Annotated in this window: 22 protein-coding genes; 8 read left to right on the plus strand and 14 right to left on the minus strand. The window is 63.7% G+C overall.

Annotated features, from left to right (window positions below; all coding sequences use genetic code 11):
* The first annotated feature begins 13 nt into the window (after nucleotides 1-13).
* Complete coding sequence (locus FHY04_RS16170; RefSeq protein ID WP_183937188.1) at nucleotides 14-250, plus strand: hypothetical protein; 237 nt, start codon at nucleotides 14-16, stop codon at nucleotides 248-250.
* Between the two features lie 1,273 nt (nucleotides 251-1,523).
* Here FHY04_RS16170 and FHY04_RS22710 read toward each other — a convergent pair.
* The gene (locus FHY04_RS22710; RefSeq protein WP_260171577.1) at nucleotides 1,524-1,868 is read right to left on the minus strand and encodes a hypothetical protein; all 345 of its coding nucleotides are present in this window, start codon (nucleotides 1,866-1,868) and stop codon (nucleotides 1,524-1,526) included.
* Between FHY04_RS22710 and FHY04_RS16175 the strand changes: the two genes are divergently transcribed.
* A complete protein-coding gene (locus tag FHY04_RS16175; protein WP_260171592.1) occupies nucleotides 1,788-2,501 on the plus strand; it encodes an Abi family protein in 714 nt (237 codons plus the stop codon). The genes FHY04_RS22710 and FHY04_RS16175 overlap by 81 nt on opposite strands.
* Nucleotides 2,502-2,658: 157 nt before the next feature.
* Here FHY04_RS16175 and arsH read toward each other — a convergent pair whose 3' ends face one another.
* The 6 genes from arsH to FHY04_RS16205 form a co-directional block, all read right to left on the minus strand.
* Nucleotides 2,659-3,405: an arsenical resistance protein ArsH gene (gene arsH / locus FHY04_RS16180; protein ID WP_183937189.1), complete on the minus strand. Its 747-nt coding sequence runs from the start codon at nucleotides 3,403-3,405 to the stop codon at nucleotides 2,659-2,661.
* Nucleotides 3,405-3,728 carry a YnfA family protein gene (locus FHY04_RS16185; protein WP_183937190.1) on the minus strand — a complete coding sequence of 108 codons (324 nt, stop codon included), beginning with the start codon at nucleotides 3,726-3,728 and terminating at the stop codon, nucleotides 3,405-3,407. Before FHY04_RS16185 ends, arsH begins: the two co-directional genes overlap by 1 nt.
* Nucleotides 3,725-5,011 carry an arsenic transporter gene (locus FHY04_RS16190; protein ID WP_183937191.1) on the minus strand — a complete coding sequence of 429 codons (1,287 nt, stop codon included), beginning with the start codon at nucleotides 5,009-5,011 and terminating at the stop codon, nucleotides 3,725-3,727. The genes FHY04_RS16185 and FHY04_RS16190 overlap by 4 nt, the downstream gene beginning before the upstream one ends.
* On the minus strand, nucleotides 5,011-5,439 hold the full coding sequence (arsC, locus tag FHY04_RS16195; protein ID WP_183937192.1) for an arsenate reductase (glutaredoxin): 429 nt from the start codon (nucleotides 5,437-5,439) through the stop codon (nucleotides 5,011-5,013). The genes FHY04_RS16190 and arsC overlap by 1 nt, the downstream gene beginning before the upstream one ends.
* Before the next feature lie 11 nt (nucleotides 5,440-5,450).
* On the minus strand, nucleotides 5,451-5,783 hold the full coding sequence (locus tag FHY04_RS16200; RefSeq protein ID WP_183937193.1) for a helix-turn-helix transcriptional regulator: 333 nt from the start codon (nucleotides 5,781-5,783) through the stop codon (nucleotides 5,451-5,453).
* 148 nt (nucleotides 5,784-5,931) lie between these two features.
* Complete coding sequence (locus tag FHY04_RS16205; protein ID WP_128456012.1) at nucleotides 5,932-6,201, minus strand: metal-sensing transcriptional repressor; 270 nt, start codon at nucleotides 6,199-6,201, stop codon at nucleotides 5,932-5,934.
* Here FHY04_RS16205 and FHY04_RS16210 point away from each other — a divergent pair.
* From FHY04_RS16210 to FHY04_RS16235, 6 genes are read left to right on the plus strand one after another with little or no spacing between them, the layout of a single operon-like run.
* A complete protein-coding gene (locus FHY04_RS16210; RefSeq protein ID WP_311725306.1) occupies nucleotides 6,200-7,471 on the plus strand; it encodes a nickel/cobalt efflux transporter in 1,272 nt (423 codons plus the stop codon). The genes FHY04_RS16205 and FHY04_RS16210 overlap by 2 nt on opposite strands.
* Before the next feature lie 52 nt (nucleotides 7,472-7,523).
* Nucleotides 7,524-8,852, plus strand: a complete 1,329-nt coding sequence (locus FHY04_RS16215; RefSeq protein ID WP_183937194.1) for an MFS transporter — start codon at nucleotides 7,524-7,526, stop codon at nucleotides 8,850-8,852.
* A 41-nt stretch (nucleotides 8,853-8,893) separates the two neighbouring features.
* Nucleotides 8,894-9,235 (plus strand): hypothetical protein, encoded by a 342-nt coding sequence (locus tag FHY04_RS16220; RefSeq protein WP_221211830.1) that lies wholly within the window; start codon nucleotides 8,894-8,896, stop codon nucleotides 9,233-9,235.
* 51 nt (nucleotides 9,236-9,286) lie between these two features.
* Nucleotides 9,287-10,546, plus strand: coding sequence for a TolC family protein (locus FHY04_RS16225; RefSeq protein ID WP_183937196.1), 1,260 nt, complete (start codon nucleotides 9,287-9,289; stop codon nucleotides 10,544-10,546).
* The gene (locus FHY04_RS16230; RefSeq protein WP_183937197.1) at nucleotides 10,543-11,706 is read left to right on the plus strand and encodes an efflux RND transporter periplasmic adaptor subunit; all 1,164 of its coding nucleotides are present in this window, start codon (nucleotides 10,543-10,545) and stop codon (nucleotides 11,704-11,706) included. The genes FHY04_RS16225 and FHY04_RS16230 overlap by 4 nt, the downstream gene beginning before the upstream one ends.
* Entirely contained in the window at nucleotides 11,703-14,936 is a 3,234-nt protein-coding gene (locus FHY04_RS16235; RefSeq protein ID WP_183937198.1) for an efflux RND transporter permease subunit, read from the plus strand. The genes FHY04_RS16230 and FHY04_RS16235 overlap by 4 nt, the downstream gene beginning before the upstream one ends.
* A 293-nt stretch (nucleotides 14,937-15,229) precedes the next feature.
* On the opposite strand, the gene FHY04_RS16240 is transcribed toward FHY04_RS16235, so the two are convergent.
* From FHY04_RS16240 to FHY04_RS16270, 7 genes are read right to left on the minus strand one after another with little or no spacing between them, the layout of a single operon-like run.
* A complete protein-coding gene (locus tag FHY04_RS16240) occupies nucleotides 15,230-16,147 on the minus strand; it encodes a cation diffusion facilitator family transporter (RefSeq protein WP_183937199.1) in 918 nt (305 codons plus the stop codon).
* Nucleotides 16,147-16,518 carry a DUF305 domain-containing protein gene (locus FHY04_RS16245; protein WP_260171578.1) on the minus strand — a complete coding sequence of 124 codons (372 nt, stop codon included), beginning with the start codon at nucleotides 16,516-16,518 and terminating at the stop codon, nucleotides 16,147-16,149. The genes FHY04_RS16240 and FHY04_RS16245 overlap by 1 nt, the downstream gene beginning before the upstream one ends.
* 58 nt (nucleotides 16,519-16,576) lie before the next feature.
* Nucleotides 16,577-17,260 carry a ZIP family metal transporter gene (locus FHY04_RS16250; protein WP_183937200.1) on the minus strand — a complete coding sequence of 228 codons (684 nt, stop codon included), beginning with the start codon at nucleotides 17,258-17,260 and terminating at the stop codon, nucleotides 16,577-16,579.
* A 31-nt stretch (nucleotides 17,261-17,291) separates the two neighbouring features.
* Entirely contained in the window at nucleotides 17,292-17,672 is a 381-nt protein-coding gene (locus FHY04_RS16255; RefSeq protein ID WP_183937201.1) for a hypothetical protein, read from the minus strand.
* The gene (locus FHY04_RS16260; RefSeq protein ID WP_183937202.1) at nucleotides 17,669-18,244 is read right to left on the minus strand and encodes an SRPBCC family protein; all 576 of its coding nucleotides are present in this window, start codon (nucleotides 18,242-18,244) and stop codon (nucleotides 17,669-17,671) included. The genes FHY04_RS16255 and FHY04_RS16260 overlap by 4 nt, the downstream gene beginning before the upstream one ends.
* Nucleotides 18,231-18,572 carry a DUF190 domain-containing protein gene (locus tag FHY04_RS16265; protein WP_183937203.1) on the minus strand — a complete coding sequence of 114 codons (342 nt, stop codon included), beginning with the start codon at nucleotides 18,570-18,572 and terminating at the stop codon, nucleotides 18,231-18,233. The genes FHY04_RS16260 and FHY04_RS16265 overlap by 14 nt, the downstream gene beginning before the upstream one ends.
* Nucleotides 18,569-21,814, minus strand: coding sequence for an efflux RND transporter permease subunit (locus FHY04_RS16270; RefSeq protein ID WP_183937204.1), 3,246 nt, complete (start codon nucleotides 21,812-21,814; stop codon nucleotides 18,569-18,571). The genes FHY04_RS16265 and FHY04_RS16270 overlap by 4 nt, the downstream gene beginning before the upstream one ends.

Below are 21,814 nucleotides of genomic sequence, written 5' to 3' on the forward strand. Positions count from 1 at the left end.
AGGCGGATCCACGATGGGAAATGTCGATCTAACAGAGATGCGAAGGCAGATCCGCTCGATGACGTTTGAACGCGGCACGCCGGATCAAATCGCCCTTTGGCGTGAAGATCTGGCGGAAGCGCGCGCGAACCTCGAGATCGAGGGACTTGCACCGACGGCAGATGACGATGAAATGTTTGCAATGATGCTTGATGAGGGCGTTCCACCGAGTTTGATGCCAACCCTTATATTACAACTTTATCAGCAGTAGACGAAGCTGGGTTCGTTCGTTTCACTTCGCAAGATATTAGTCAGCCTGAGCCAGAAGTCCCAAGGGTTCTGCAGGCGGCGACCGAATTTCGGCTTTGCAACTCCATCCTCCTTCCAACCGCCTGCGATCGTCGGCAGATCGCTGATGTTGCGGTTAGTGGCCATTCGGCACCGTTTGGCGACACGTCAAAAGGCCCGGATGATCGCGCTGTCGATAGTCCGTTGTGTCGCGCACATGCTCGATCGAGAACCAAAGATGGCGCGCGAGACGAATAAGGGAAAGCCGGTGCAGTTCGTCGTGTTAGCTGCGCGACTCAGCTTGCTGCGCAGTGCGGGTCGATCAAGATCGGTCGTCAAAAGCACGAACTCGCATCTTTTTGCCTGACATCTACAGACGTGCGTCTCGCATATGGGCATTCCGGTTCGTGCTTTTGACGACCGATCACAACTGCATCCCCGTCAGCAGGAATGGTGCGGTCCCCGAAAGCGCTAAGAGAGTTCCGTCCGGAACACGAAGCCTCTTTGCAAAACAGGTATCGGTCATCGCTTCGTGCTTTCGCCGACCGATGACCTGCACGGTGGTGGGATGTCGCCCACCGAGTGTTGGGGGAGACCGGGGTCGCCCATAAGACAGCCCCGGTCTGCTAGTACCCTTTCGGGAAACGGACACGCTTGATAAGCGGCCGCGGGTATGGCGTGTCTAAAGACCGTAGGGAAAAGAGCAACTGCCTCGCCGGTGCCTGTTAATTGGGCTTTGTTAGAGCAGGTGTGCCACTTGGCACACCTTTCGTCAGCGCGAGCGACGAAGTATATCGAGCTATGGCCAAGATCCAGCCTACCACGACGAGCACCGGGGTTCGGGACCCAAAGACGGGCAATTTTCAGACAGTGCGCGGTGTAGGTGCCCTTAAAGGCCGCCTTACATTGGACAAGGGCGTCGATCTTACCAAACCGATCGCGTCGCAGGTGATGAACGCGGCAGATCCCGCAAGAACGCTACGCAGAGTCTTAAAGACGCTCTGGCGAGGGGGATAGCGCACGTTCCCGGGCGAGCGACAGTGCGAAAGGGTGCGTTGTTGGAACGGTCGAGTAATAGGCGAGGCCCGCCTATCGACCCGCGCTCATGGATCGCGCGCGCCGTGCCAAAGGCTTCCAGACGCGCACAGCGGTCGAGCGGCTTTCCACTTTTAATTGAGTCCTCATGCGCCCACGCATATATTCGACGCAACATGGCCGTCCCCTCTGTTGCCGCTGGCATCAAGGGGCGGCCTTCTTCATATCTGGGCCGGATGCTTCCGCCCTACACCAAATCCCATCTCAGTTTCGCCGATCAGCTGGCGATCCTCGTGCAGCGCGGCTTGGTTGTGACCGATCAGGCGAAGGCGGTTCTCCACCTTCAGCGCATTGGTTACGGGCGTCTCACGCTCTATTGGTAGCCCTTCCAGCAGATTGTTCCCGATCCCAATGATGCGACGCTGACCGTCCGCACCGAGCAGTTCCAAGCGGGCGCCGAGTTTCGCCACGCCGTTGATCTCTACCTGTTCGACAAGCAGCTTCGCCTCCTCTTCCTCGACGCGATCGAACGGATCGAGGTCGCGCTGCGCGTGGATCTCGCGCACGCCATGGGCAAGCGTGATCCTTGCGCGCACCGTTCGCCCGCCTTTCTCGACGCCCATCGTGCCAACCAGGCGATGCCCGCAGGGGGCACCCGCCACCAAAATTGGCTCGCCAAAGCCGATGGCGCGATGGCCCGCTCCAAGGACGACTGGATCAAGGAGTTCTACGCCATCTACAGCCCGCCCGTGCCGATCTGGATGGCAGTCGAGGCATGGGATTTCGGCACCTTGTCCTGGTTGCTCGAGATGGCACATCCCAACGATCGTGCCGCTATCGCCAAGCGCTACGGCCTTCTTCCCAACACGCTGGTGAGCTGGATCAAGACGCTGGCGTTCGTGCGCAACATCAGCGCGCATCATGCCCGTCTGTGGAACGCAGGCATCGTCAATCAGCCGTTGGTCCCCAAGCCGTTCGAGGCACCGCAGCTCGTGCATATCGGTAGTGACCTGGAGCGGCGCACGCGTGTCTATGGTGCCGCGGCCGTGGCCAGCTATTTCGTCGGGCGGATCAATCCTGGGACATCCTGGCCGTCCCGCGTGAAGGGGCATTGGCAGGCGTTCCCAGTGATGCCGTTCGCAAGTCCCATCCAAGGCGGTTTCCTGACGGGGTGGGACGCAGAAGCGATCTGGGCCTGATCTACGAGCCCGCGCGCGCGACCTTGGCGGCCACGGCTATCCGCAGCATTACCCGGCGCGGCATCCTTTCGCGCCATTGGGACCAAGGTGCCGTCGTCGGCGAGTTCCGGGGCAGGCGCGGCAGCTTCCGCGCCGACCAGCCCTGAGATCGCGCGTGCTATCCTTGACGAGCGGTCGCGACGCTCGACAGATCCGTCGCGGTGTCGATCGGCACGCCGGCCTCCTTCCGTTCCGAGTAGCGATCGACGAGCTGGACCGCATGAGGGCGCAGCAGCACAGTGAACCGCACCAGTTCCTCCATCACGTCGACGATCCGGTCATAGTAGCTGGACGGCTTCATTCGCCCGGCATCGTCGAACTCGTTGAACGCCTTGGCAACGCTCGACTGGTTCGGGATCGTGACCATCCGCATCCAGCGGCCCAGCACGCGTAGCGTGTTGACGCTGTTGAACGACTGCGACCCCGCCGATACCTGCATGACCGCCAGCGTTCGCCCCTGGGTCGGTCGCATTCCGCCCATCAACAGCGGAAGATGGTCGATCTGCAGCTTCATGATACCCGTAATCTGGCCGTGCCGTTCTGGGCTGCACCATACCTGTCCTTCCGACCATAGCGACAACTCTCGCAGCTCGTGGACCGCCGGATGATCATCGCCCGCGTGTTGGTCAGGGAGCGGCAGGGTGGACGGATCGAAGATGCGCGTTTCACACCCGAAGAATTGCAGCAGCCGCGCCGCTTCCTCGACACTCAGCCGCGAGAATGACCGCTCGCGCAAGGAACCGTAGAGCAGAAGGATTCGTGGCGGCGGATCACCCGCGCCGAGGCCGAGAGCAGGTCGTTCGATCGCGTAGCGTCGATCGAGCGCGGGCAGCCGGTCGGGGTCGGAGAGTGTTCGTAAAGGCATCAGGCGGTTCGAGGTCCCAAGAGGATGACACAAGTGCCAATCAGACAGAGCGCCGCTCCACCGACATCCCAGCGATCAGGCCGCACGCCTTCGACGGCGCCGAGCCAGGCAAGCGATGCGCAGATGTAGATCCCGCCGTAAGCGGCATACGCCCGTCCCGCGGCATCGCTGTCCACGCGGGTCAGGAGCCATGCGAACAGGACCAGTGAGACGATGCCGGGGGCAAGCCACAAGGATGACTTTCCCATGCGAAGCCATGCCCAGAAGGCAAAGCATCCTGCGATCTCGGCAAGCGCCGCGCCGATGTAGATCAGGGCTGTCATCCGATCGTGATCCTCAATGCCAAGGCGGCAAGCGTGACCAGCAACACCGGCACGGTGAGCGTCACGCCCACACGGAAGTAATAGCCCCATCCGATCCGCACGCCTTTCTGGCCCAGGACGTGAAGCCATAACAGCGTCGCGAGCGAGCCGATCGGCGTTAGCTTGGGACCGAGGTCGCAGCCAATCACGTTGGCATAGATCATCGCTTCCTTCACTGCGCCCGTCGCATGGGCCGCGTCGATCGACAGCGCGCCCACCAGCACGGTCGGCATATTGTTCATCACCGAGGACAGGACAGCCGCGATCACGCCTGTGCCGAACGCGGCGCCCCACACGCCGCCTTGAGCGGTACGATCGAGCAGCACGGCCAGATGGTCGGTCAGGCCCGCGTTCCGCAAGCCATAGACGACCAGGTACATGCCGAGAGAGAAGATCACGACCTGCCACGGTGCGCCGCGCAGCACCTTGCCGGTCTGGATCACGTGGCCCCGCCCGGCGATCACCAGCAGGAGGATAGCGCCGACAGCGGCGACGGCGCTGACCGGCACGCCGAGGGGTTCGAGCAGAAAGAAGCCGGCGAGCAACAGCGCCAACACGATCCATCCGGCGCGGAAGGTCGCGACGTCACGGATTGCCTCGCGGGGTACGCGCAGCGCGCCCACGTCATAGTCTTCCGGTAAGTCGCGCCGGAAGAACAGCAGCAGCGCCCCCAGCGTGGCGATGATCGACACCAGATCGACCGGCACCATCACGGACGCATATGTGCCGAAGCCGATCTTGAAGAAGTCGGCCGACACGATGTTGACGAGGTTTGACACGACCAGCGGCAGGCTGGCCGTGTCGGCGATGAACCCGGCCGCCATGACGAAGGCCAGCGTCGCCTTGTCCCTAAAGCCCAGCGCCCGCAGCATGGCGATGACGATCGGCGTCAGGATCAGCGCCGCGCCATCGTTGGCAAATAATGCGGACACGGCCGCGCCGAGCAGCACGATCAGGACGAACAGGCGGCGACCATGCCCCCTGCCCCAGCGCGCGACGTGAAGCGCCGCCCACTCGAAGAATCCGGCTTCATCGAGCAGCAGGCTGATGACGATGATCGCGACGAACGCGCCCGTCGCGTTCCAGACAATGCCCCACACGACCGGCACGTCGGACAACGTGACGACGCCCGCGAGCAGCGCCACGATGGCACCGCCCATCGCGCTCCACCCGATGCCGAGGCCCTTGGGTTGCCAGATGACGAGCGCGATCGTGGCGACGAAGATCAGGACGGCAAGAAGCATCAGGCGATGCGCTGGCCCGAGGCATCCACCACCTGTTGTCCGTCTTCCTTCGCGAACGCGCCGAGCTCATCGCCCGGCAGCAGATCAAGCACTGCTTCGGACGGCCGGCACAGCTTCACGCCGAGCGGCGAGACGACCAGCGGTCGGTTGATAAGGATCGGATGCGCCATCATTGCGTCGACCAGCACATCATCGGACAGCGACGTGTCGCCCAGGCCCAACTCTGCATAGGGCGTCCCCTTCTCGCGCAGCAGCTCGCGGGGCGAGATCCCGGCGCGGTCGATCAGCTCGACCAGCAGCGCGCGCGAGGGCGGGGTTTTCAGATACTCCACGACATGCGGCTCGATGCGGGCATTGCGGATCAGGCCGAGCGTGTTGCGCGACGTGCCGCATTCGGGGTTGTGATAGATGACGATGTCGACGGCCACGGGGCGTCCTTTCAGCAACAGGGGGTAAGCTCGGCGATCAGCGGGGCACACAGCTCCGCACTACCGGCGCAGCAATCCTTAACGAGGAACAGTGTGAGCGCGCGCAGGCCACCCAGATCGGCACGGTAGATGATTGAGCGGCTATGCCGTTCGGATCGTACCAGTCCGCCACGGGCCAGAATGCCGAGGTGTGCGGACATGGTGTTTTGCGGCACTTCGAGCTGGCGGGCAATTTCGCCCGCCGCCAAGCCATCCGGTTCGTGGCGCACCAACAGGCGAAACACGTCTAGACGTGTCCCTTGTGCGAGCGCACCGAGTGCTGAGATTGCCGATTCGTTTTCCATACATCCAGCATAGTGGATATCATTGGTAGGGAAAGTCTTCGCCGTGACATTCGGCACGAGCCGCTACCTTCGATGCAAGGGTCTCATCCAAGCTGCAGAAGGACGAGATCGCTGGTCGCGATGACGTTCGGCTTCGTGCCGAGCCGTTTCACCAATATTTCGAGATTGCTCGGAACTGTTCGACCGCGGCCTTGGTCCCTTCGCCCTCTTCCGCGTGGACAAGGCAATGATCGATATGGTCGTTGATTAGAGCGCGCTTGGCGCTGGCAATAGCATTCTCGACCGCCTGAAGCTGCTGCGCGATGTCGACGCACGGCCGCTCCTCCTCGATCATGCTGACGATGCTCCGAAGGTGGCCGGTCGCACGGTTCAGCCGCTTGATGATCGCAGGATGACTGGAATGATCGTTGTGGGCCATGTCACCCTATGTAGGGCAATCCTCGAACGATTGTCGAGCATCCCCCCAGGGGGATGGACTCTATCCCCCTGGGGGGATAGAGGAGCCCGACCTCGGCCCCCAAGCACAGCTATCGTTTGGACGCCCTGAAACATCGGGAAGCATGATGACCTCTTTTGCAGACCTCGTTCAACAGGGCAGCACCAACCTTTGGTTATTCATCCCGAGCGCGCTTCTGCTCGGTGCGTTGCACGGCCTGGAGCCGGGCCACTCCAAGACGATGATGGCCGCGTTCATCATCGCGGTGCGCGGCACGGTCGGCCAAGCCGTGCTGCTCGGTCTTTGCGCAGCTTTGTCGCATACTGCGATCGTTTGGGGGATAGCGCTCGGTGGACAGTATCTTGGTCGCGGCATCAACACCGAGACGACCGAGCCTTACCTGTTACTCGGCTCTGCGGTCATCGTGCTTGGTATCGGCCTCTGGATGGTCTGGCGCACGCGTGCGGACCAGAAGGCGGAGGCGGCGCACGCTCACCATCATCATCACGGCGAGGACGAGGTTCGATCAATTGATACCGGCCACGGTACGATGCGGCTTGAGATCTTCGAGGACGGCGTGCCGCCCCGCTGGCGCGCGCGCTTCGGCAAGGGCGGATGGTCGGCCGAGGATGTGACCGTCATCACGACCCGCGGCGAGGGACGGTCGCAGACATTCCGGTTCGTCGATCGTGGCGATTTCCTCGAGAGCGTTGAAGAAATACCGGTGCCGCACGCGTTCGCGGCACGGGTGTCGCTCGGGCATGGCGGTCATAGCCACGACTATGAACTCACCTTCGCCGAACACGAACATGATCACGCAGCGCCGATGGACGGTCTCAAGGTGACGGGCGACGATGCCTACATGGACGCCCACGAGCGCGCGCATGCCTCCGACATCAGTCGCCGTTTCGCCGACCGGAAGGTTACGACCGGCCAGATCGCGCTGTTTGGTCTCACGGGTGGACTTATCCCCTGCCCTGCAGCCGTCACCGTTCTCCTTCTCTGCCTCCAACTCAAGCGCCTCTCGCTGGGTGTCGTTTTGGTCAGCGCGTTCAGCGTCGGCCTGGCGGTGACAATGGTCAGCGCCGGTGTGATCGCCGCGCTCAGCGTCAACCAGATTCAGAAGCGCTGGTCCGGCTTCGGCGATTTCGCGCGCAAGGCACCGTACGCATCGGCCGGCCTGATGATCGTGATCGCAAGTTATATGGCCTATGCCGGCTTGAGCGGCCTCAGCCGCATCGGCGCGATCTGATGAGCCTCGCGCATCTCTTGCCCGATATGCGTGGGCTGTCGGAGTGCCGCCCGTGCTGAGCGTCCTTGCTAACCGGACCTATCGCCACCTGTTCCTCGCGCAGATCATCGCGCTGATCGGAACGGGCCTCGCGACTGTGGCGCTCGGCTTGCTCGCATACGACATCGCGGGCGGCAGCGCGGGCGCCGTGCTGGGAACCGCGCTCGCCATCAAGATGGTCGCGTATATCGGCGTCGCGCCGATCGCCGGGGCGTTCGCCAACCGGGTTCCCCGACGCGCCTTGCTGGTGAGCATGGACGTGATCCGTGCCGCGGTCGCGATCTGCCTCCCGTTCGTGAACCAGGTCTGGGAGGTCTATGTCCTGATCTTCGTCCTGCAATCGGCATCCGCCGCGTTCACCCCGACATTCCTGGCGACGATCCCAGACGTGTTGCCGGAGGAGCGCGACTACACCCGCGCGCTCTCCCTCTCTCGTCTAGCTTACGACATGGAGAGCCTGACCAGCCCAATCTTGGCGGCAGGGCTGCTCACGGTGATGAGCTACCACTGGCTCTTTTCGGGCACCGCGATCGGCTTCGTCGCCTCGGCGCTGCTCGTCGTCTCAACCGTGCTGCCCAAGCCCGCCCCTGTAGAAGACCAGGGCGGCATCTATGACAAGACGACGCGGGGCATACGCATCTACCTCAAGACTCCGCGCCTTCGCGGCCTGTTGGCGATGACGCTCTCGGCAGCGGCGGCGAGCGCGATGGTCATCGTCAACACCGTCGTCATCGTACGAGGCATGGGGCTTAACCAGCGCGACGTCGCGCTGACGCTCGCCGCCTTTGGAGGCGGCTCGATCACCGCTGCCCTCACCTTGCCAAAAGTCCTCGATCGCATCGCCGATCGAACGGTGATGATGGTCGCCGCAGCCGCGCTGACGCTCGCGCTCGCTGCCCTTGCTGCGATCTCTGTGACGATGACGCCGGGACTGGCCTATTGGCGCGTCCTGCTCGCCGGATGGCTCGTCATGGGCATCGCCTATTCGGCAAGCGTCACCCCGTCGGGCCGCTTGCTCCGCCGCTCGGCGAACGCTGACGATCGCCCCGCGCTGTTCGCTGCGCAATTCGCGTTGAGCCACGTCTGTTGGCTGGTCTGCTATCCACTTGTCGGACAGCTCGGCGCGCGCGTCAGCATGGCGGCGGCCTTCGCCGCCATGGCCGTGTTGTCCGCGATCGGTGTCGTCGCGGCGCTGTGGCTATGGCCTGCCAACGATCCCGACGTGCTCGACCATGCGCATGGCGACCTTGCCGCGGACGATACGCATCACCTGGAACACGCAGCCGGCAAGACCCATCCCTACGTCATCGATCGCCGGCATCCGAAATGGCCGGGCCAGTGACATGCTTGCCGCGGACACACGTGCCGCCTACCCTAAAGCGGATGCCAACCCGTCGATCCCGATCCGCGCTGCTCGGTGCCGTGCTGGCGCTCGTCGCCATGCTTGGCTTGATTGGCCTGTCGGGGTGGCACGGTGCGGTTGTCCATTATGACCATCCGGTGCAATCGGTTTCGATCGAGCATAGTCTGAGCGGATCGAGCCAGACCGATCCCGACGCTCCTATCCACGCCCTCGCCCACGTAGCCGGGCAATGGATCCCCTTCGATGCCGCCGTTCCGCCGATGCGGCCAATCCTGGCCGTCGATCGGACGTGGCCGACCGGCATCACCGGCTTGCGTGGCGGGATCGCGCCTTCCGGACTGTTGCGACCTCCACAAGGCTGAGCCGTGCCGGCGCTGGGCGCTGACATTCTCACACCCCTTGGAAGGAACATCATGAACGGCTCATTCTGCCGGCGGCGCAGGCTTGTGCTAGCCGGTCTGCTCGTGGCGCTATACCCGGCGGGAACGGCGTGGTCGCAGACCGCGCCGCCCTTCGCGCAGCTCTTGCGCCAGGCCCAGACGACCCCACGCGTCACCATGCTAGATGCCGACGTGGCGCGCGCGCGGGGGCTTGCCGAACAGGCACGCGCGCGGCCCAATCCGACCGTCAACGTCTATGCGGAGAACTTCGCGGGCGATTTGAGGACCAATGCCCGCGACCAGCAGCAGACCACTTTCCAGATCGATCAACCGATCGAATTGGGCGGTAAGCGTTCGTCGCGGATTGCGGCAGGCGAGGCGGGCATCGCAGCCGCGCAGGCGCGCACCCTCGAAGGGCGGCTGCTCTATGCTACCGAGCTGGCACGCGCCTATGCAGGCGCGGAGATCGCCGATCGGCGGGTTCGCCTGGCCGAAGATGAGGTAGAGAAGGCGACCGCCGACCTAAAGGTGGCACGCGCGCTCGTCGGTGCGGGGAAGGAGGCCAGGCTGCGTCAGCTCCAGGCCGAGACCGAGCTGAACACACTCGAATCCGATCTTGAAACGACCCGCGCGCAGAAGCTGGCGGCTCTGGCGCGGCTGTCGGCGCTGGCGGGCTCGCCGATACCCTTTGCCGGGTTGTCGGAATCGCTGCTCGATCGCTTGAACGCCAAGTCTGCCAGCGGGCCGATCGACCCTCTACAGGCAACGACCGTCAAGGTCGCCGAGGCGGAACGCGAGGCCGCGGCGAGAGCGGTGACGGTGCAGCAGCGGCTCGCCATTCCCAATATCACCGCGCAGCTCGGCATCCGCCAGCTCCGGGTGGCAAACGGGCCGGCGATCGTCGCCGGCGTCGGTATCCCCCTGCCGTTCTTCGACCGCAATCGCGGCAACATCGATGCGGCGCGCGCCGAGTTGCAGGGCGCGGAGGCGCGAGCCGCCGTCGCGCGGCTTGACGCTCAAGCCGGCACTCGCGCAGCGCTGGCCTTGATCGAGGCGGCCGACAGCCGCGCAGCCGCCGCGCAGCGGACGATGACGACGGCCGGCGAAGCCTATCGGCTCGCACGCATCGCCTATGAGGCCGGCAAATCGCCGCTGATCGAGCTGCTCGCCGCCCGCCACAATCTCGGAGTGGCTCGCGGCGTCATCCTTGATGCTGCTGCCGCGCGTCTCGACGCCCGCACCAATCTCGCCCGCCTGTCAGGCCTCAGCATCACCGGAGAACCGGTCCAATGACCGATAGAAATCGACTCTACACTGGCGCCGCCGTCGGGCTGGTTGCCGCAGCCGCACTCGGCTTCGGGGCTGCACGCTTGACCCAAGCCCCACCCCCTCCCATCGCATCACTTACGGTAGCGGAAGCGCCAAAGAAGGCGGCCGATGTCCTCGCCATCACGCCGCAAGCTATCGCTATCTCGCAGATTACAGTCGCACCGGCTGCCCCGGGCGAACTGGATGCCGCAATTCTTGCTTCCGCAACCGTGGACTCGACGCCCGACGCCGAAGCCGTGCTCACTGCACGCGCACCGGGCACTGTGACGCGCATCTTCCTGCGGATTGGCGATCCGGTCCGCGCCGGCCAGACTATCGCGCTGGTCGAAAGCCGTGACGCGTCGCAGATCGTTGCGGACCGCGCGTCCGCATCCGCGCGGGTGACGTTGGCCGCACGGCAGCTCGCGCGCGAGCGCACGTTGCTCGCCCAAGGTGTGTCACCCCGCGCCGACTACGAGGCTGCGCAGGCTAACCTTGCGGTCGCCGAAGCAGACGCGCGTCGCGCCAGCGCCGCGGCAGGGGCTGCGCGCGTATCGAGCGATGGACGCTCGGTCGCGATTGTCAGCCCGATCTCTGGCCGGATCACCAGTGCCGGTGCCAATCTTGGCCAGTTCGTCGCAGCCGAGACCGAGCTGTTCCGCGTCGCTGATCCACGCCGTTTGCAGATCACCGCCAATGTGCCGCCGGCCGATGCTTCCCGCGTCCGTGTTGGCGACCGGGTAGAACTGACCACCAATGACGGTCGTATGGTTGAAGGGCGGGTCCGTTCGGCGACCGGCGTCGTCGACGCTCAGTCGCGCACCGCCACCGTCGTGGTGACGCCTACCGCGGGCACCAGCACGCTCATCCCGGGGCAGCTCGTCCAAGCGCGTATCGCCGCCAGTGGCGGGGCCACCAAGACGGGCGTGACGGTCCCGCAGGATGCGGTTCAGACGCTTGGCGACCGGACCGTGGTGTTCGTCCGCACGCAGCAGGGCTTCAAGGCGCAGCCGATCCGCATCGACAGCCGATCCGGGGGCATGGTCGCGATTGCCGATGGCCTCGCCGCTGGTACCCTGATTGCCACGACCAACGCCTTCCTCATCAAGGCCGAACTCGAGAAGAACGAGGGAGGCGACGAATGATCGAGCGCATCCTATCGACGTCGGTGCGACTGCGCTGGCTCGTCGCCTTCCTGACCCTCATCGTCATCGGCCTCGGCGCATGGCAAATCACCAAGCTGCCGATCGACGCCGTACCCGACGTCACCAACCGACAGGTCCAGATCAGCACCTTCGTACCGACACTCGGCCCCATCGATGTCGAGAAGCAAGTCACCTTCCCCGTCGAGACGGCACTCGCAGGCATCCCTGGACTGGAGATGACGCGATCCTTCTCGCGTAACGGCTTCAGCCAAGTGACGGCAGTCTTTACCGACGCGACCGACATCTACTTCGCGCGCCAACAGGTGACCGAGCGGATCGGTCAGGCCAAGGACAGTCTGCCCGCCGGCGTCCAGCCCAACCTCTCCCCGCTCAGCACGGGGCTCGGTGAGATTTTCTTCTACTCGATCGCCTTCCGTCACCCCGACGGCAAAGGAGCGAAAGCCATAGACGGCAAGCCCGGTTGGCAGGCTGACGGCAGTTATCTTACCCCCGAAGGCGAGCGGCTGACCACCGAGCTGGCCAGAGCTGCGTATCTACGCACCGTGCAAGATTGGATCATCCGGCCGCAGATGCGCACTGTGAAGGGCGTCGCTGGGGTCGATTCCAATGGCGGCTACGTCAAACAGTATTTGATCGAACCCAACCTCAATGCGCTTGCGTCCTACGGCCTCTCGATTACCGAGCTGGCGAACGCGATGGAGCGGGCCAATCTGTCCGCGGGCTCGAACTATGTTCGCCGTGCTGGCGAGAGCTTTCTCGTCCGCGCCGACGCCCGGCTAAAATCGATTGAGGACATCCAAGAGGCGGTGGTCGCCACCCGCAACGGCGTGCCCGTGCGCGTGAAGGACGTGGGGCAAGTCGTAATAGGCGGAGCGGTACGCACCGGATCAGGAAGCCGGATGGGCTCGGAGGCCGTCATCTCGACCGTCCTGATGTTGGTCGGTGAGAACAGTCGCATCGTCTCCACCACAGTCGCCAACAAGCTGACACAGATCAACAAGGCACTGCCGCCTGACGTGTTCGCAGAACCAGTCTACAACCGTTCCAAGCTGGTCAACGCGACGATCAAGACGGTCGAGAAGAATCTGACCGAAGGCGCGCTGCTCGTCATCGTGGTGCTGTTCCTGCTGCTGGGCAACGTCCGGGCCGCGCTCATTACCGCGGCGGTCATTCCAATCACCATGCTGATGACGGCAGCCGGTATGAACGGCCTTGGCGTGTCGGGCAATCTGATGAGCCTTGGCGCGCTCGACTTCGGCCTGATCGTCGATGGTGCCGTCATCATCGTCGAGAACGCACTTCGACATCTCGCCGAACGGCAACAGGCCGAAGGCCGGCTGCTGACGCTTGAGGAGCGCCTGGAAACCACCACGGCATCAGCCAAGGAGATGATTCGCCCAACGGTCTACGGGCAGCTCATCATCTTTCTCGTTTTCACGCCGCTGCTTACCTTCCAGGGCGTCGAGGGCAAGACCTTCGCGCCGATGGCGGTCACGCTGATGGTTGCGCTCGCCTGTGCCTTCATCCTGTCGCTGACCTTCGTCCCCGCGATGATCGCGATCGTCGTCAAGGGCCGGGTCAGCGAGACCGAGGTGAAGCCTGTCCGCTGGTTCAAGGAGCGGTACGCGCCGATCCTCGGCCGCGCGATTGCCCGGCCGCTGCCTTTTATCCTGGGCGGCGCTGGCGTGTTCGTCGTAGCCGTGTTCTGCTTCGGCTTCCTCGGCGAAGAGTTCATGCCGCAGCTCGATGAGAAGGACATCACCGTCACCAACTTCCGCGTGCCGTCGGCATCGATCGACCAATCGACGCAGATGCAGATGCAGATCGAGAACGTCTTGAAGACCCTGCCGGAGGTAGCATTGGTTTTTTCCAAGAACGGCAATGCCGATCTGGGCACCGACCCGATGCCACCCAATGCGTCGGACACCTACGTTATCCCAAAGCCGGAGAGCGAGTGGCCGGCCGATGTGCATAGCAAGGAGGATATCATCCGTCGCATTGAGGAGCGGATGAAGTCGACGATCGGCAACCGGACGGAGATCCAGCAGCCGATCCAGATGCGCTTCAACGAGCTGATCGCGGGCGTCCGCGCCGACGTCGCGGTTAAGCTTTACGGTGACGATCTGGACGCGATGGGCGTGCAGGCGCGCAAGATTGCTGGCGCCATCCGCACTATCCCGGGTGCCGGAGATGTCAGCGTCGAGCAAACCGACGGTGCACCGACGTTCGACGTCCAGATCGATCGCCAAGCGGTCGCGAGACTAGGCTTGTCGGTCGAGGAGGTGGCGAACACCGTCTCGGCGGCGCTCGGCGGTCGTGAAGCAGGGTTGCTGTTCGAGGGCGATCGGCGCTTCTCGGTCGTGGTGCGACTACCTGACGCGCAGCGTGACGACATCGACACGCTGGGATCGATCCCGGTCATGTTGCCCACGGCGCAAGGTCAGAGCGCCCGCTCGATTCCGCTCAGTGAGGTGGCGCGTTTCCGCTACACTAAAGGGCTGAACCAGATCAGCCGCGAGAACGGTAAGCGAATGATGACCGTACAAGTCAACGTGCGCGGGCGCGACCTCGGTGGCTTCGTCACCGAGGCACAGGCGAAGATCGCTGCAATGCAACTCCCGGCCGGCATGTACATCGATTGGGGTGGCACTTTCGAGAGCCTGCAATCAGCACGCCTGCGCCTGATGCTGGTCGTGCCGATCTGCTTCCTTGCGATCTACGCGCTGCTCTACATGGCGCTGGGCGGCTTCATTCCCGCCCTAATCGTGTTTACGGCTGTGCCGATGGCACTGGCGGGCGGAGTGTTCGCACTCCTGTTGCGCGGTATTCCGTTCTCAATCACTGCCGCGGTCGGGTTCATCGCACTGTCGGGCGTTGCGGTACTCAACGGGCTCGTGATGATGGGCGCGATCAAGAAGCATCGCGAGAAAGGCGAGAACGAAGACCAGGCTATCGCCGACGGTGCGATGGAGCGGGTGCGGCCGGTCTTGATGACGGCACTGGTGGCATCGCTCGGCTTCGTGCCGATGGCACTCGCCACCGGTACCGGCGCTGAGGTCCAGCGCCCTCTCGCTACTGTCGTGATCGGGGGGCTTATCACTTCGACGGTGCTGACACTCCTCGTCTTGCCTGCGATCACCGCATGGGTGGCACGCATGGCGCCAGGACCAAGGGCGGCGATCACACCGGCCATGCCAGGCTGCACATGAAATAACGTGAAAGGGGGCCGTTATCTGCCCCCCCCCCGTCTTTTAATCCTCGCTGGTCGTCCGAGGTACTGGCCGCTCCATTCGCGGCCCGCGTTTTACCGCTCTGCGGCACGGGCGCGTCGTCGACGGCAAGGTAAGGCGTAGGGTTGCTGCCCGGCCGCGGATGGCATCCTGTGTCCGCCCCATATCAGGTGCAATCTGCTCGGGTGACTGTCGTGCACGGATCCGCGTACGCAGTTCGGCGTCAGTTCATCCGACCAATGTTGGCCTTCTTACGGGTCAATCTCCGGATCTCATGGGTGCAAGTGCTCCCTTTCCTCGCAGGACTCGGAGGGACCTTCGGTCTGGATCGTCGAATGTTCGATCCCGAACCGCTCATCGAGCGTCTTCGTGACCGCGACCCTGACGCTATCGGGATCGACACGCTCGCCGAGCGTCACGTGCGCGGTGCAGTTGATCTCATCGGTCGCCATCGACCAGACGTGCAGATCGTGGACGCCGGCAACACCTGGAATGGCGGCGATCGCAGACCGGATTTCGGGCAACTTCAGCCCACCGGGCACGCCTTCCAGCAACACGTTGATCGTGCCCTTGAGTAGCACCCACGTTCGCGGCAGCACCCAGAGCCCGATGCCGACGGCGATGATAGGATCGACCCAGGTCCAGCCCGTAAACCGGATCGCGAGCGCCCCCAGGATCACGCCGACCGAGCCGATCATGTCGGCCCAGACCTCCAGATATGCGCCTTTGACGTTGAAACTCTGGTCCTTGCCCGCGGTCAGCAGCCGCATCGAGGCGAAGTTCACGATCAGGCCGATGACCGCGACGATCAACATGCCGGCCGACTGGATCGCCTGCGGCTCGCGGAAGCGCTGGATCGCCTCGTAGAGGATATACATGGCAACGACGAACAGCAGCATCGCGTTAAACGTCGCGGCGAGGATCTCCAATCGCTTGTAACCGAACGTCCGCTTGTCGTCGGCAGCCTTCTTGCCGAGGTGGATCGCCATCAACGCAATAATGAGACCGGCGACGTCGGTCATCATGTGCGCTGCGTCGGACAACAGCGCGAGGCTGTTGAACACGAAGGCGCCGACCACCTCCGCAACCAGGTAGGTCGCGGTCAGCGCCAGTGCCCATCTGAGCATCTTCGCGTTGGCACCGGCCGTATGGTCGTGGCTGTGCCCGGCTCCGCCGTGATCGTGCGCCATTATCGGGCTTCCTTCTTCTCGGCCTGCCGCTCGGCAAGCCATGTCTGCATTGTCTGGATTTCCGCTTGCTGCGCTCGGATCACCTGCTGCGCCATCGCACGGATCTTCGGATCGGTTCCGTTCGCAATCTCGGCGCGCGCCATTTCTACCGCACCTTCATGATGCGGGATCATCCCGCGCAGGAAGTCGGAATCGGGATCGCCGGTCGACTGCATCCCCATCCCGGCTTTTCCGTGGGCAGCGTTCGATCCGTGGATGGCATCGGTAGCACCCGCTTCATTCGATGCGACCTGCCCTGCTGGTTTGCCGCCGGAACACGCGGACAGGGCAACCGCGGCTGCCAGAAGGGCGCACCGCGCCGTGACGATCAAAATTTTTTCTCCTGACGCGATTTGTTGCAGGGCCTATCGACGCCCACGATAAGGTCAGTCACATCGCAATCTCCTCGATCAGCAGCAGTGCGAGGAAGCCGACGAAAAACATCGCGCTGATGAGCGGCGAGTCCGGCTTCTCGTGTGCCTCGACCAGCAGCTCTTCGGTGACGAGGTAGAGCAGCGCCATGAGGCCGAAGCTCAGGAACCCGGTGATCCACACCGGCGACAGCAGTGCCACCGGCTGCGCGACCAGCGCGCCGATTGGCACCAGCAGCGCTAGCGCGCAGGTGAGACCGACCGCCTTCATCTTTCGATATCGGCTCGTCAGATCGTTGGTGAGGGTCAGCGCCAGGAACAGCACTTCGAGGGTCAACGCGACCGCCAGCAGCGTGCCCGCCTTCTCGCCGGCGATGAAAGCCAGACCCAGGACCAGGCCATCGATCGCAAGATCAAGCCCGATCGCGGTGAGCAGCGCCACGGGGCCTTCAAATCGGCTTTCCGCCGCCTTGAGGCCGAGCATCACGCCAACGCCGATCGCGCCCCCGATCAGCGTCGCAGTCGGCGATCCGCCGTGCATGACCAGCGGCAGGATCTCGGTCGCCGCCGCGGCGAACACAACGCCGGCTGCGAGGTGCTGCATGGCCGCGACCAGCTTCTCGCCGGGCGTGCGCCACCCAGCGATGAGCGCGCCGATGATGATCGCCATCATGGGGATCAGGGAGAACTTGAGCGCTGCCATCGTCAGCGTTCACGGGTTTCGATGGAATCGATCACGATGCGTTTTCCTTCGTGCATAGAACCGGGCGTTTGCCGGGTGCCTCGATCTTGATCTGATTGCCGGCGAAGGTCGCGCTTTCGGCCTCACCGACATATTGAAGACCCTGCATGGGCGCGGTCAGGACAGCCGGCACCGCGCGCGCGTCGCGCCGGAACACGACCGTGAGGCCCTGATCTTTGTAATCAACGATGAGCGTCTGGTCATCGTCGCATCGGTAGAGATGGCGGCCAGGCACCCCACTCGCCACGCCGCTGTCGCCGGCGTGAATTTCCTGCTCGGTTGGCGGCCCCTTCTGCGGCTGCTCGGAGCAGGCGGAGAGTGCCAGTAGGAGACAGGCACCGGCGCCCGCGATTTTAATCCGAAAGGGTGTCATTTGTGCCTCCGGGTTTTCCGCCCGCCGTGACGCATTGCCGCAGGCCGAGGCTTCACGCCTGGTTGTGCCGCCAACCGCCTAAGTTGGCGGTCCAGGCACCGATCGGATTGCACGAGCCCGGCCTGTAGCTTCCGGCGCAGCAGCGCCGTCCACATCCCGCTTAGGAAGCCATGGAAGCGCAAGCTATGCCGTAAGCGGGTGCCGACAGGATCGCGCTCCAGCTCATAAATCTCTTCGAACTGCAGAAGCTTCGCCACCCCCGCGGTCCAGGCGAACGCGACCGGCTTTTCGACACGGGTGATGTCGGCCGCCGTCATTACAGACTTCCCAAGCCCTCCGATGCGGAAGCTGTACGTTGCCTCGCCACCCTCGACCGCTTCCCCCGCGAGCTGGGTGAACGGCTTCCATTGCGAATGCGCGGCGAAGTCGGTGAGGACCGACCACACGCGTGGCGGCGATGCCGTCAGGATCACGACATTCTCGATCGCGGCGCGCCCGGCATTCGCCGGGCGGCCACCATCGAGAGAAGCGCTAACTGGACCGATCGCGCCGCCATGCTCAACGTCCGTCATTGTCCGCGTCCGCGTCGGCATGGAGGTCGATGATCTCCACCGCCTCCAGCGTCATCAAGCCGATACCCTTCAAGTCGCGCAAGCTCGTCATGAAGGTCCGAAGTTTTGCGTCGTCGTCGACGATCTCGATCACCACCGATCGGTCGTTCTCGAGGATATGACGACGGTGTGTGTGCGCCGATCGCCCGATCCCGATCATCGCCTCGATCACCGTCGCACCGCCGAGACGGGCGTCGCGCGCCCGCTCGGCAATGAGTTCGAAGACCTTGCGGTCCCCGAAATAGGCGGTCTCGTCGGTGTAGACCCGCAGCAGCTTCATCATGGTCATGCCGTGGCCTCCGCAGGCGTGCTGGTCGGTTGATCGTTGTCCTCGGTTCGCTTGCTCGACGTCGCCCCCAGGACGACCTTGGCGATGGCTGGAAGCACCAGCAGGGTCAGGATGGTCGCGGCAACGAGGCCACCGATCACGGTCACGGCGAGCGGCTTCTGCACCTCCGCGCCGGTGCCGTGCGCGAGCGCCATCGGCACGAAGCCGATCGCGGGCACGAACCCGGTCATGATGACCGCCCGCATCTTCTCGGCCATGCCTGCCCGGATCGCCTCCGCGACCGGCATCCCAGCTTCGCTGTGATCCCGGATCGCGGTCATCACCACGAGCCCGTTCAACACCGCCACACCGGCGAGGCAGATGAACCCCACTGCCGCGGACACCGAGAAGTTGATCCCGGTTAAGGCGAGCGTGAACACGCCGCCGGCGAGCCCCAGCGGCACCGCCAGGAACACCGATGCCGCCCGGCCGAACCCGCCGAGCGCCATGTAGAGCAGCCCGAAGATCGCGAGGAAGCAGAGCGGTACGACGATCGACAAGCGTGCCGAGGCCGCCTGCAGGTTCTCGAACTGACCACCCCATTCGAGGTAGTAGCCGGCCGGCAGCTTCACTTTCGCGATCTTTGCCTGCGCTTCTGCCACGAACGAGCCCGCATCGCGTCCGCCAAGGTTTACCTGAACGACGACACGACGCTTTCCGTTCTCGCGGCTGATCTGGTTCAGCCCCTCGGTCAGCCGGATTTGTGCCACCTGTGCAAGCGGCACCTGTGCCCGGGGGCGTCCTTCGACTTCCGGCAGCAGCACTGGCAGCGACCGAATGTCGTCGAGGTTGGCACGCGTCGCCTCGGGCACGCGCACGGTGACGTCGAACCGACGATCGCCCTCGTATACCAATCCCGATTCACGCCCGCCCAGGCCCGCCGCGATCGTATCGGATACATCGCGCACTGTGAGGCCGAGCCGCGCGATGGCCGCACGGTCGAGCTTCACGTCGAGCGCCGGCGCGCCACCGACCTGTTCAGCCTTGACGCTTGTGGCACCAGGGATGGTCTGCAGGACACGCACCATCTCATTCGCCGTCTGAGACATCTTGTCGAGATCGTCACCGTAGAGCTTGATCGCGACGTCGCCGCGGACGCCGGCAATCAGCTCATTGAAGCGAAGCTGGATCGGCTGGCTGACCTCGTAAAGGTTACCTAGCAGTCCGCCCGTCGCCTTCTCAATCTTGGCGACGACATCGGCTTTGGTAACGCCCTCGGTCCATTCATCCTGAGGCTTCAGGATAACAAAACCGTCCGAAACGTTCGGCGGCATTGGGTCGGTCGCAACTTCGGCGGTGCCGGTCTTGGAGAACATCAAGGCGACTTCGGGGATTCTTTTGACCGCGTCCTCGACCTTGCGCTCCATCAGCAGCGATTGCTCGAGACTGACCGAGGGCACGCGCGTGGAGGCGAAGGCGATATTCTTTTCATCAAGGGTGGGTATGAATTCCGACCCTAACAGCCCAAATGCAGGGATTGCCGCCAGAAAAAAGGCCAGTCCGCCGAGAATGAACGGCCACGGCCGCGCGATCGCCTTGTCGAGCAGCGGCAGATACCGCTCCTTCGACTTGCGGATCAGCCACACGTCCTTTTCTGCGACCTTGCCGCTGATCAGGATAGCAACCAGTGCGGGAACAAGCGTGATCGCAAGCACGAATGCCGCCACCAGCGCCAGCATGATCGTGATCGCCATCGGCGAGAACGTCTTGCCTTCGGTGCCCGTGAAGGTCAGCAGCGGCGCGAATGCGAGTAGGATGATCGCCTGCCCGAAAACGGTCGGCTTGATCATCTCCTGCGCTGCCCGCATCGTCTCTTCCAGCCGTTCCCGAAGCGCGAGCAACCGGCCTTCATGTTCCTGTCGATGCGCCAATCTGGCGAGACAGTTTTCGATGATGATGACTGCGCCATCCACGATCAGACCAAAGTCGAGCGCTCCCAGGCTCATCAAATTGCCGGGGACGTTGAACGCGTTCATTCCCATGGCCATCATCAGGAATGAAAAGGGGATCACCAGCACCGCGATCACCGCGGCACGCCAGTTGCCCAGCAGCAGGAACAGCGCAACCGCAACGAGGATCGCGCCCTCGGTCAGGTTGCGCTGCACCGTAGCCACCGTAGCGCCGACCAGCTCGGCGCGGTTCAGCACTACCTTCACCTGAATCCCGGGAGGCAAGGTCTTAGTGACCTGATCCAGCTTGGTCGACGCCTGCTCGGCAACGACGCGGCTGTTCTGCCCGATCAGCATCAGCACCGTGCCGATCACCGCTTCCCGCCCGTTCATGCTACCCGCACCCGTGCGCAGATCGCCGCCGATGCGGACGTTGGCGATCTGGCCGATCGTAATCGGCGTTCCGCCGCGCGTTGCCGCGACTGCGTTGCGGATTTCGTCGACCGTCCGCACGCGGGAGTCGACGCGCACGAGATAGGCTTCGCCGCCCTTGTTATAATAGTTGGCGCCGACCGCGAGGTTGGCGTTTTCAAGCGCCTGCCCCAGCTCGCTGTACGAGATGCCGAAGCTGGCGAGCTTTGTCGGATCGGGCTCGACCACGAACGTCTTGGCAAAGCCGCCGATGGAATCGACGCCTGCCACGCCTTTCACCGAGCGAAGCTGCGGACTGATGATCCAATCCTGCACAGTGCGCAGATAACCGGCTTTCTCGACAGCGTCGGTCAACCGTTCGCCTTCCGGCGTCAGGTAGCTGCCATCGGGTTGCCAGCCGGGTTGGCCCGCCACCTTCTTCGCGCCTTTTCCGTCCGGATTGGCGTAGCCAACTGTGTACATAACGATCTCGCCGAGGCCCGTCGTTACCGGTCCGATCTGCGGTTCCACGCCGTCCGGCAGGTTCTCAGCGGCCTGTCGCAGGCGTTCGCCAACCTGCTGCCGCGCGAAGTAGAGGTCGGTGCTGTCGGTGAAGATCGCGCTGACCTGGCTGAAGCCGTTGCGCGAGATGGAGCGCGTCGTCTCCAGGCCGGGGATGCCGGCGAGCGAGATTTCTACCGGGTAGGTAACGAGCTTTTCGATCTCGACCGGTGAAAGCCGTGGATCGACCGTATTGATCTGAACCTGTTTAGTGGTGATGTCGGGCACCGCGTCGATCGGCAGCTTGGTAAGCTGCCACACGCCGAGGCCGGCGATGACGAGGAACAAAGCTAGGACCGTCCAGCGGGCGCGGACGGAGAGCGCCATGAGGTTGGCTATCAT

The organism is Sphingomonas sp. BK481 (assembly GCF_014194875.1).
Taxonomy (GTDB): Bacteria; Pseudomonadota; Alphaproteobacteria; order Sphingomonadales; family Sphingomonadaceae; genus Sphingomonas; species Sphingomonas aerolata.

Bases quoted from the DNA above. Each gene is read 5' to 3' on its own strand.
- FHY04_RS16170 (WP_183937188.1), top strand. From the start codon at position 14: ATGGGAAATGTCGATCTAACAGAGATGCGAAGGCAGATCCGCTCGATG.
- arsH (WP_183937189.1), bottom strand. From the start codon at position 3,405: ATGCCTTTACGAACACTCTCCGACCCCGACCGGCTGCCCGCGCTCGAT.
- FHY04_RS16185 (WP_183937190.1), bottom strand. From the start codon at position 3,728: ATGACAGCCCTGATCTACATCGGCGCGGCGCTTGCCGAGATCGCAGGA.
- FHY04_RS16190 (WP_183937191.1), bottom strand. From the start codon at position 5,011: ATGCTTCTTGCCGTCCTGATCTTCGTCGCCACGATCGCGCTCGTCATC.
- FHY04_RS16200 (WP_183937193.1), bottom strand. From the start codon at position 5,783: ATGGAAAACGAATCGGCAATCTCAGCACTCGGTGCGCTCGCACAAGGG.
- FHY04_RS16210 (WP_311725306.1), top strand. From the start codon at position 6,200: ATGTCACCCTATGTAGGGCAATCCTCGAACGATTGTCGAGCATCCCCC.
- FHY04_RS16205 (WP_128456012.1), bottom strand. From the start codon at position 6,201: ATGGCCCACAACGATCATTCCAGTCATCCTGCGATCATCAAGCGGCTG.
- FHY04_RS16220 (WP_221211830.1), top strand. From the start codon at position 8,894: ATGCCAACCCGTCGATCCCGATCCGCGCTGCTCGGTGCCGTGCTGGCG.
- FHY04_RS16225 (WP_183937196.1), top strand. From the start codon at position 9,287: ATGAACGGCTCATTCTGCCGGCGGCGCAGGCTTGTGCTAGCCGGTCTG.
- FHY04_RS16230 (WP_183937197.1), top strand. From the start codon at position 10,543: ATGACCGATAGAAATCGACTCTACACTGGCGCCGCCGTCGGGCTGGTT.
- FHY04_RS16235 (WP_183937198.1), top strand. From the start codon at position 11,703: ATGATCGAGCGCATCCTATCGACGTCGGTGCGACTGCGCTGGCTCGTC.
- FHY04_RS16240 (WP_183937199.1), bottom strand. From the start codon at position 16,147: ATGGCGCACGATCACGGCGGAGCCGGGCACAGCCACGACCATACGGCC.
- FHY04_RS16250 (WP_183937200.1), bottom strand. From the start codon at position 17,260: ATGGCAGCGCTCAAGTTCTCCCTGATCCCCATGATGGCGATCATCATC.
- FHY04_RS16255 (WP_183937201.1), bottom strand. From the start codon at position 17,672: ATGACACCCTTTCGGATTAAAATCGCGGGCGCCGGTGCCTGTCTCCTA.
- FHY04_RS16260 (WP_183937202.1), bottom strand. From the start codon at position 18,244: ATGACGGACGTTGAGCATGGCGGCGCGATCGGTCCAGTTAGCGCTTCT.
- FHY04_RS16265 (WP_183937203.1), bottom strand. From the start codon at position 18,572: ATGACCATGATGAAGCTGCTGCGGGTCTACACCGACGAGACCGCCTAT.
- FHY04_RS16270 (WP_183937204.1), bottom strand. From the start codon at position 21,814: ATGATAGCCAACCTCATGGCGCTCTCCGTCCGCGCCCGCTGGACGGTC.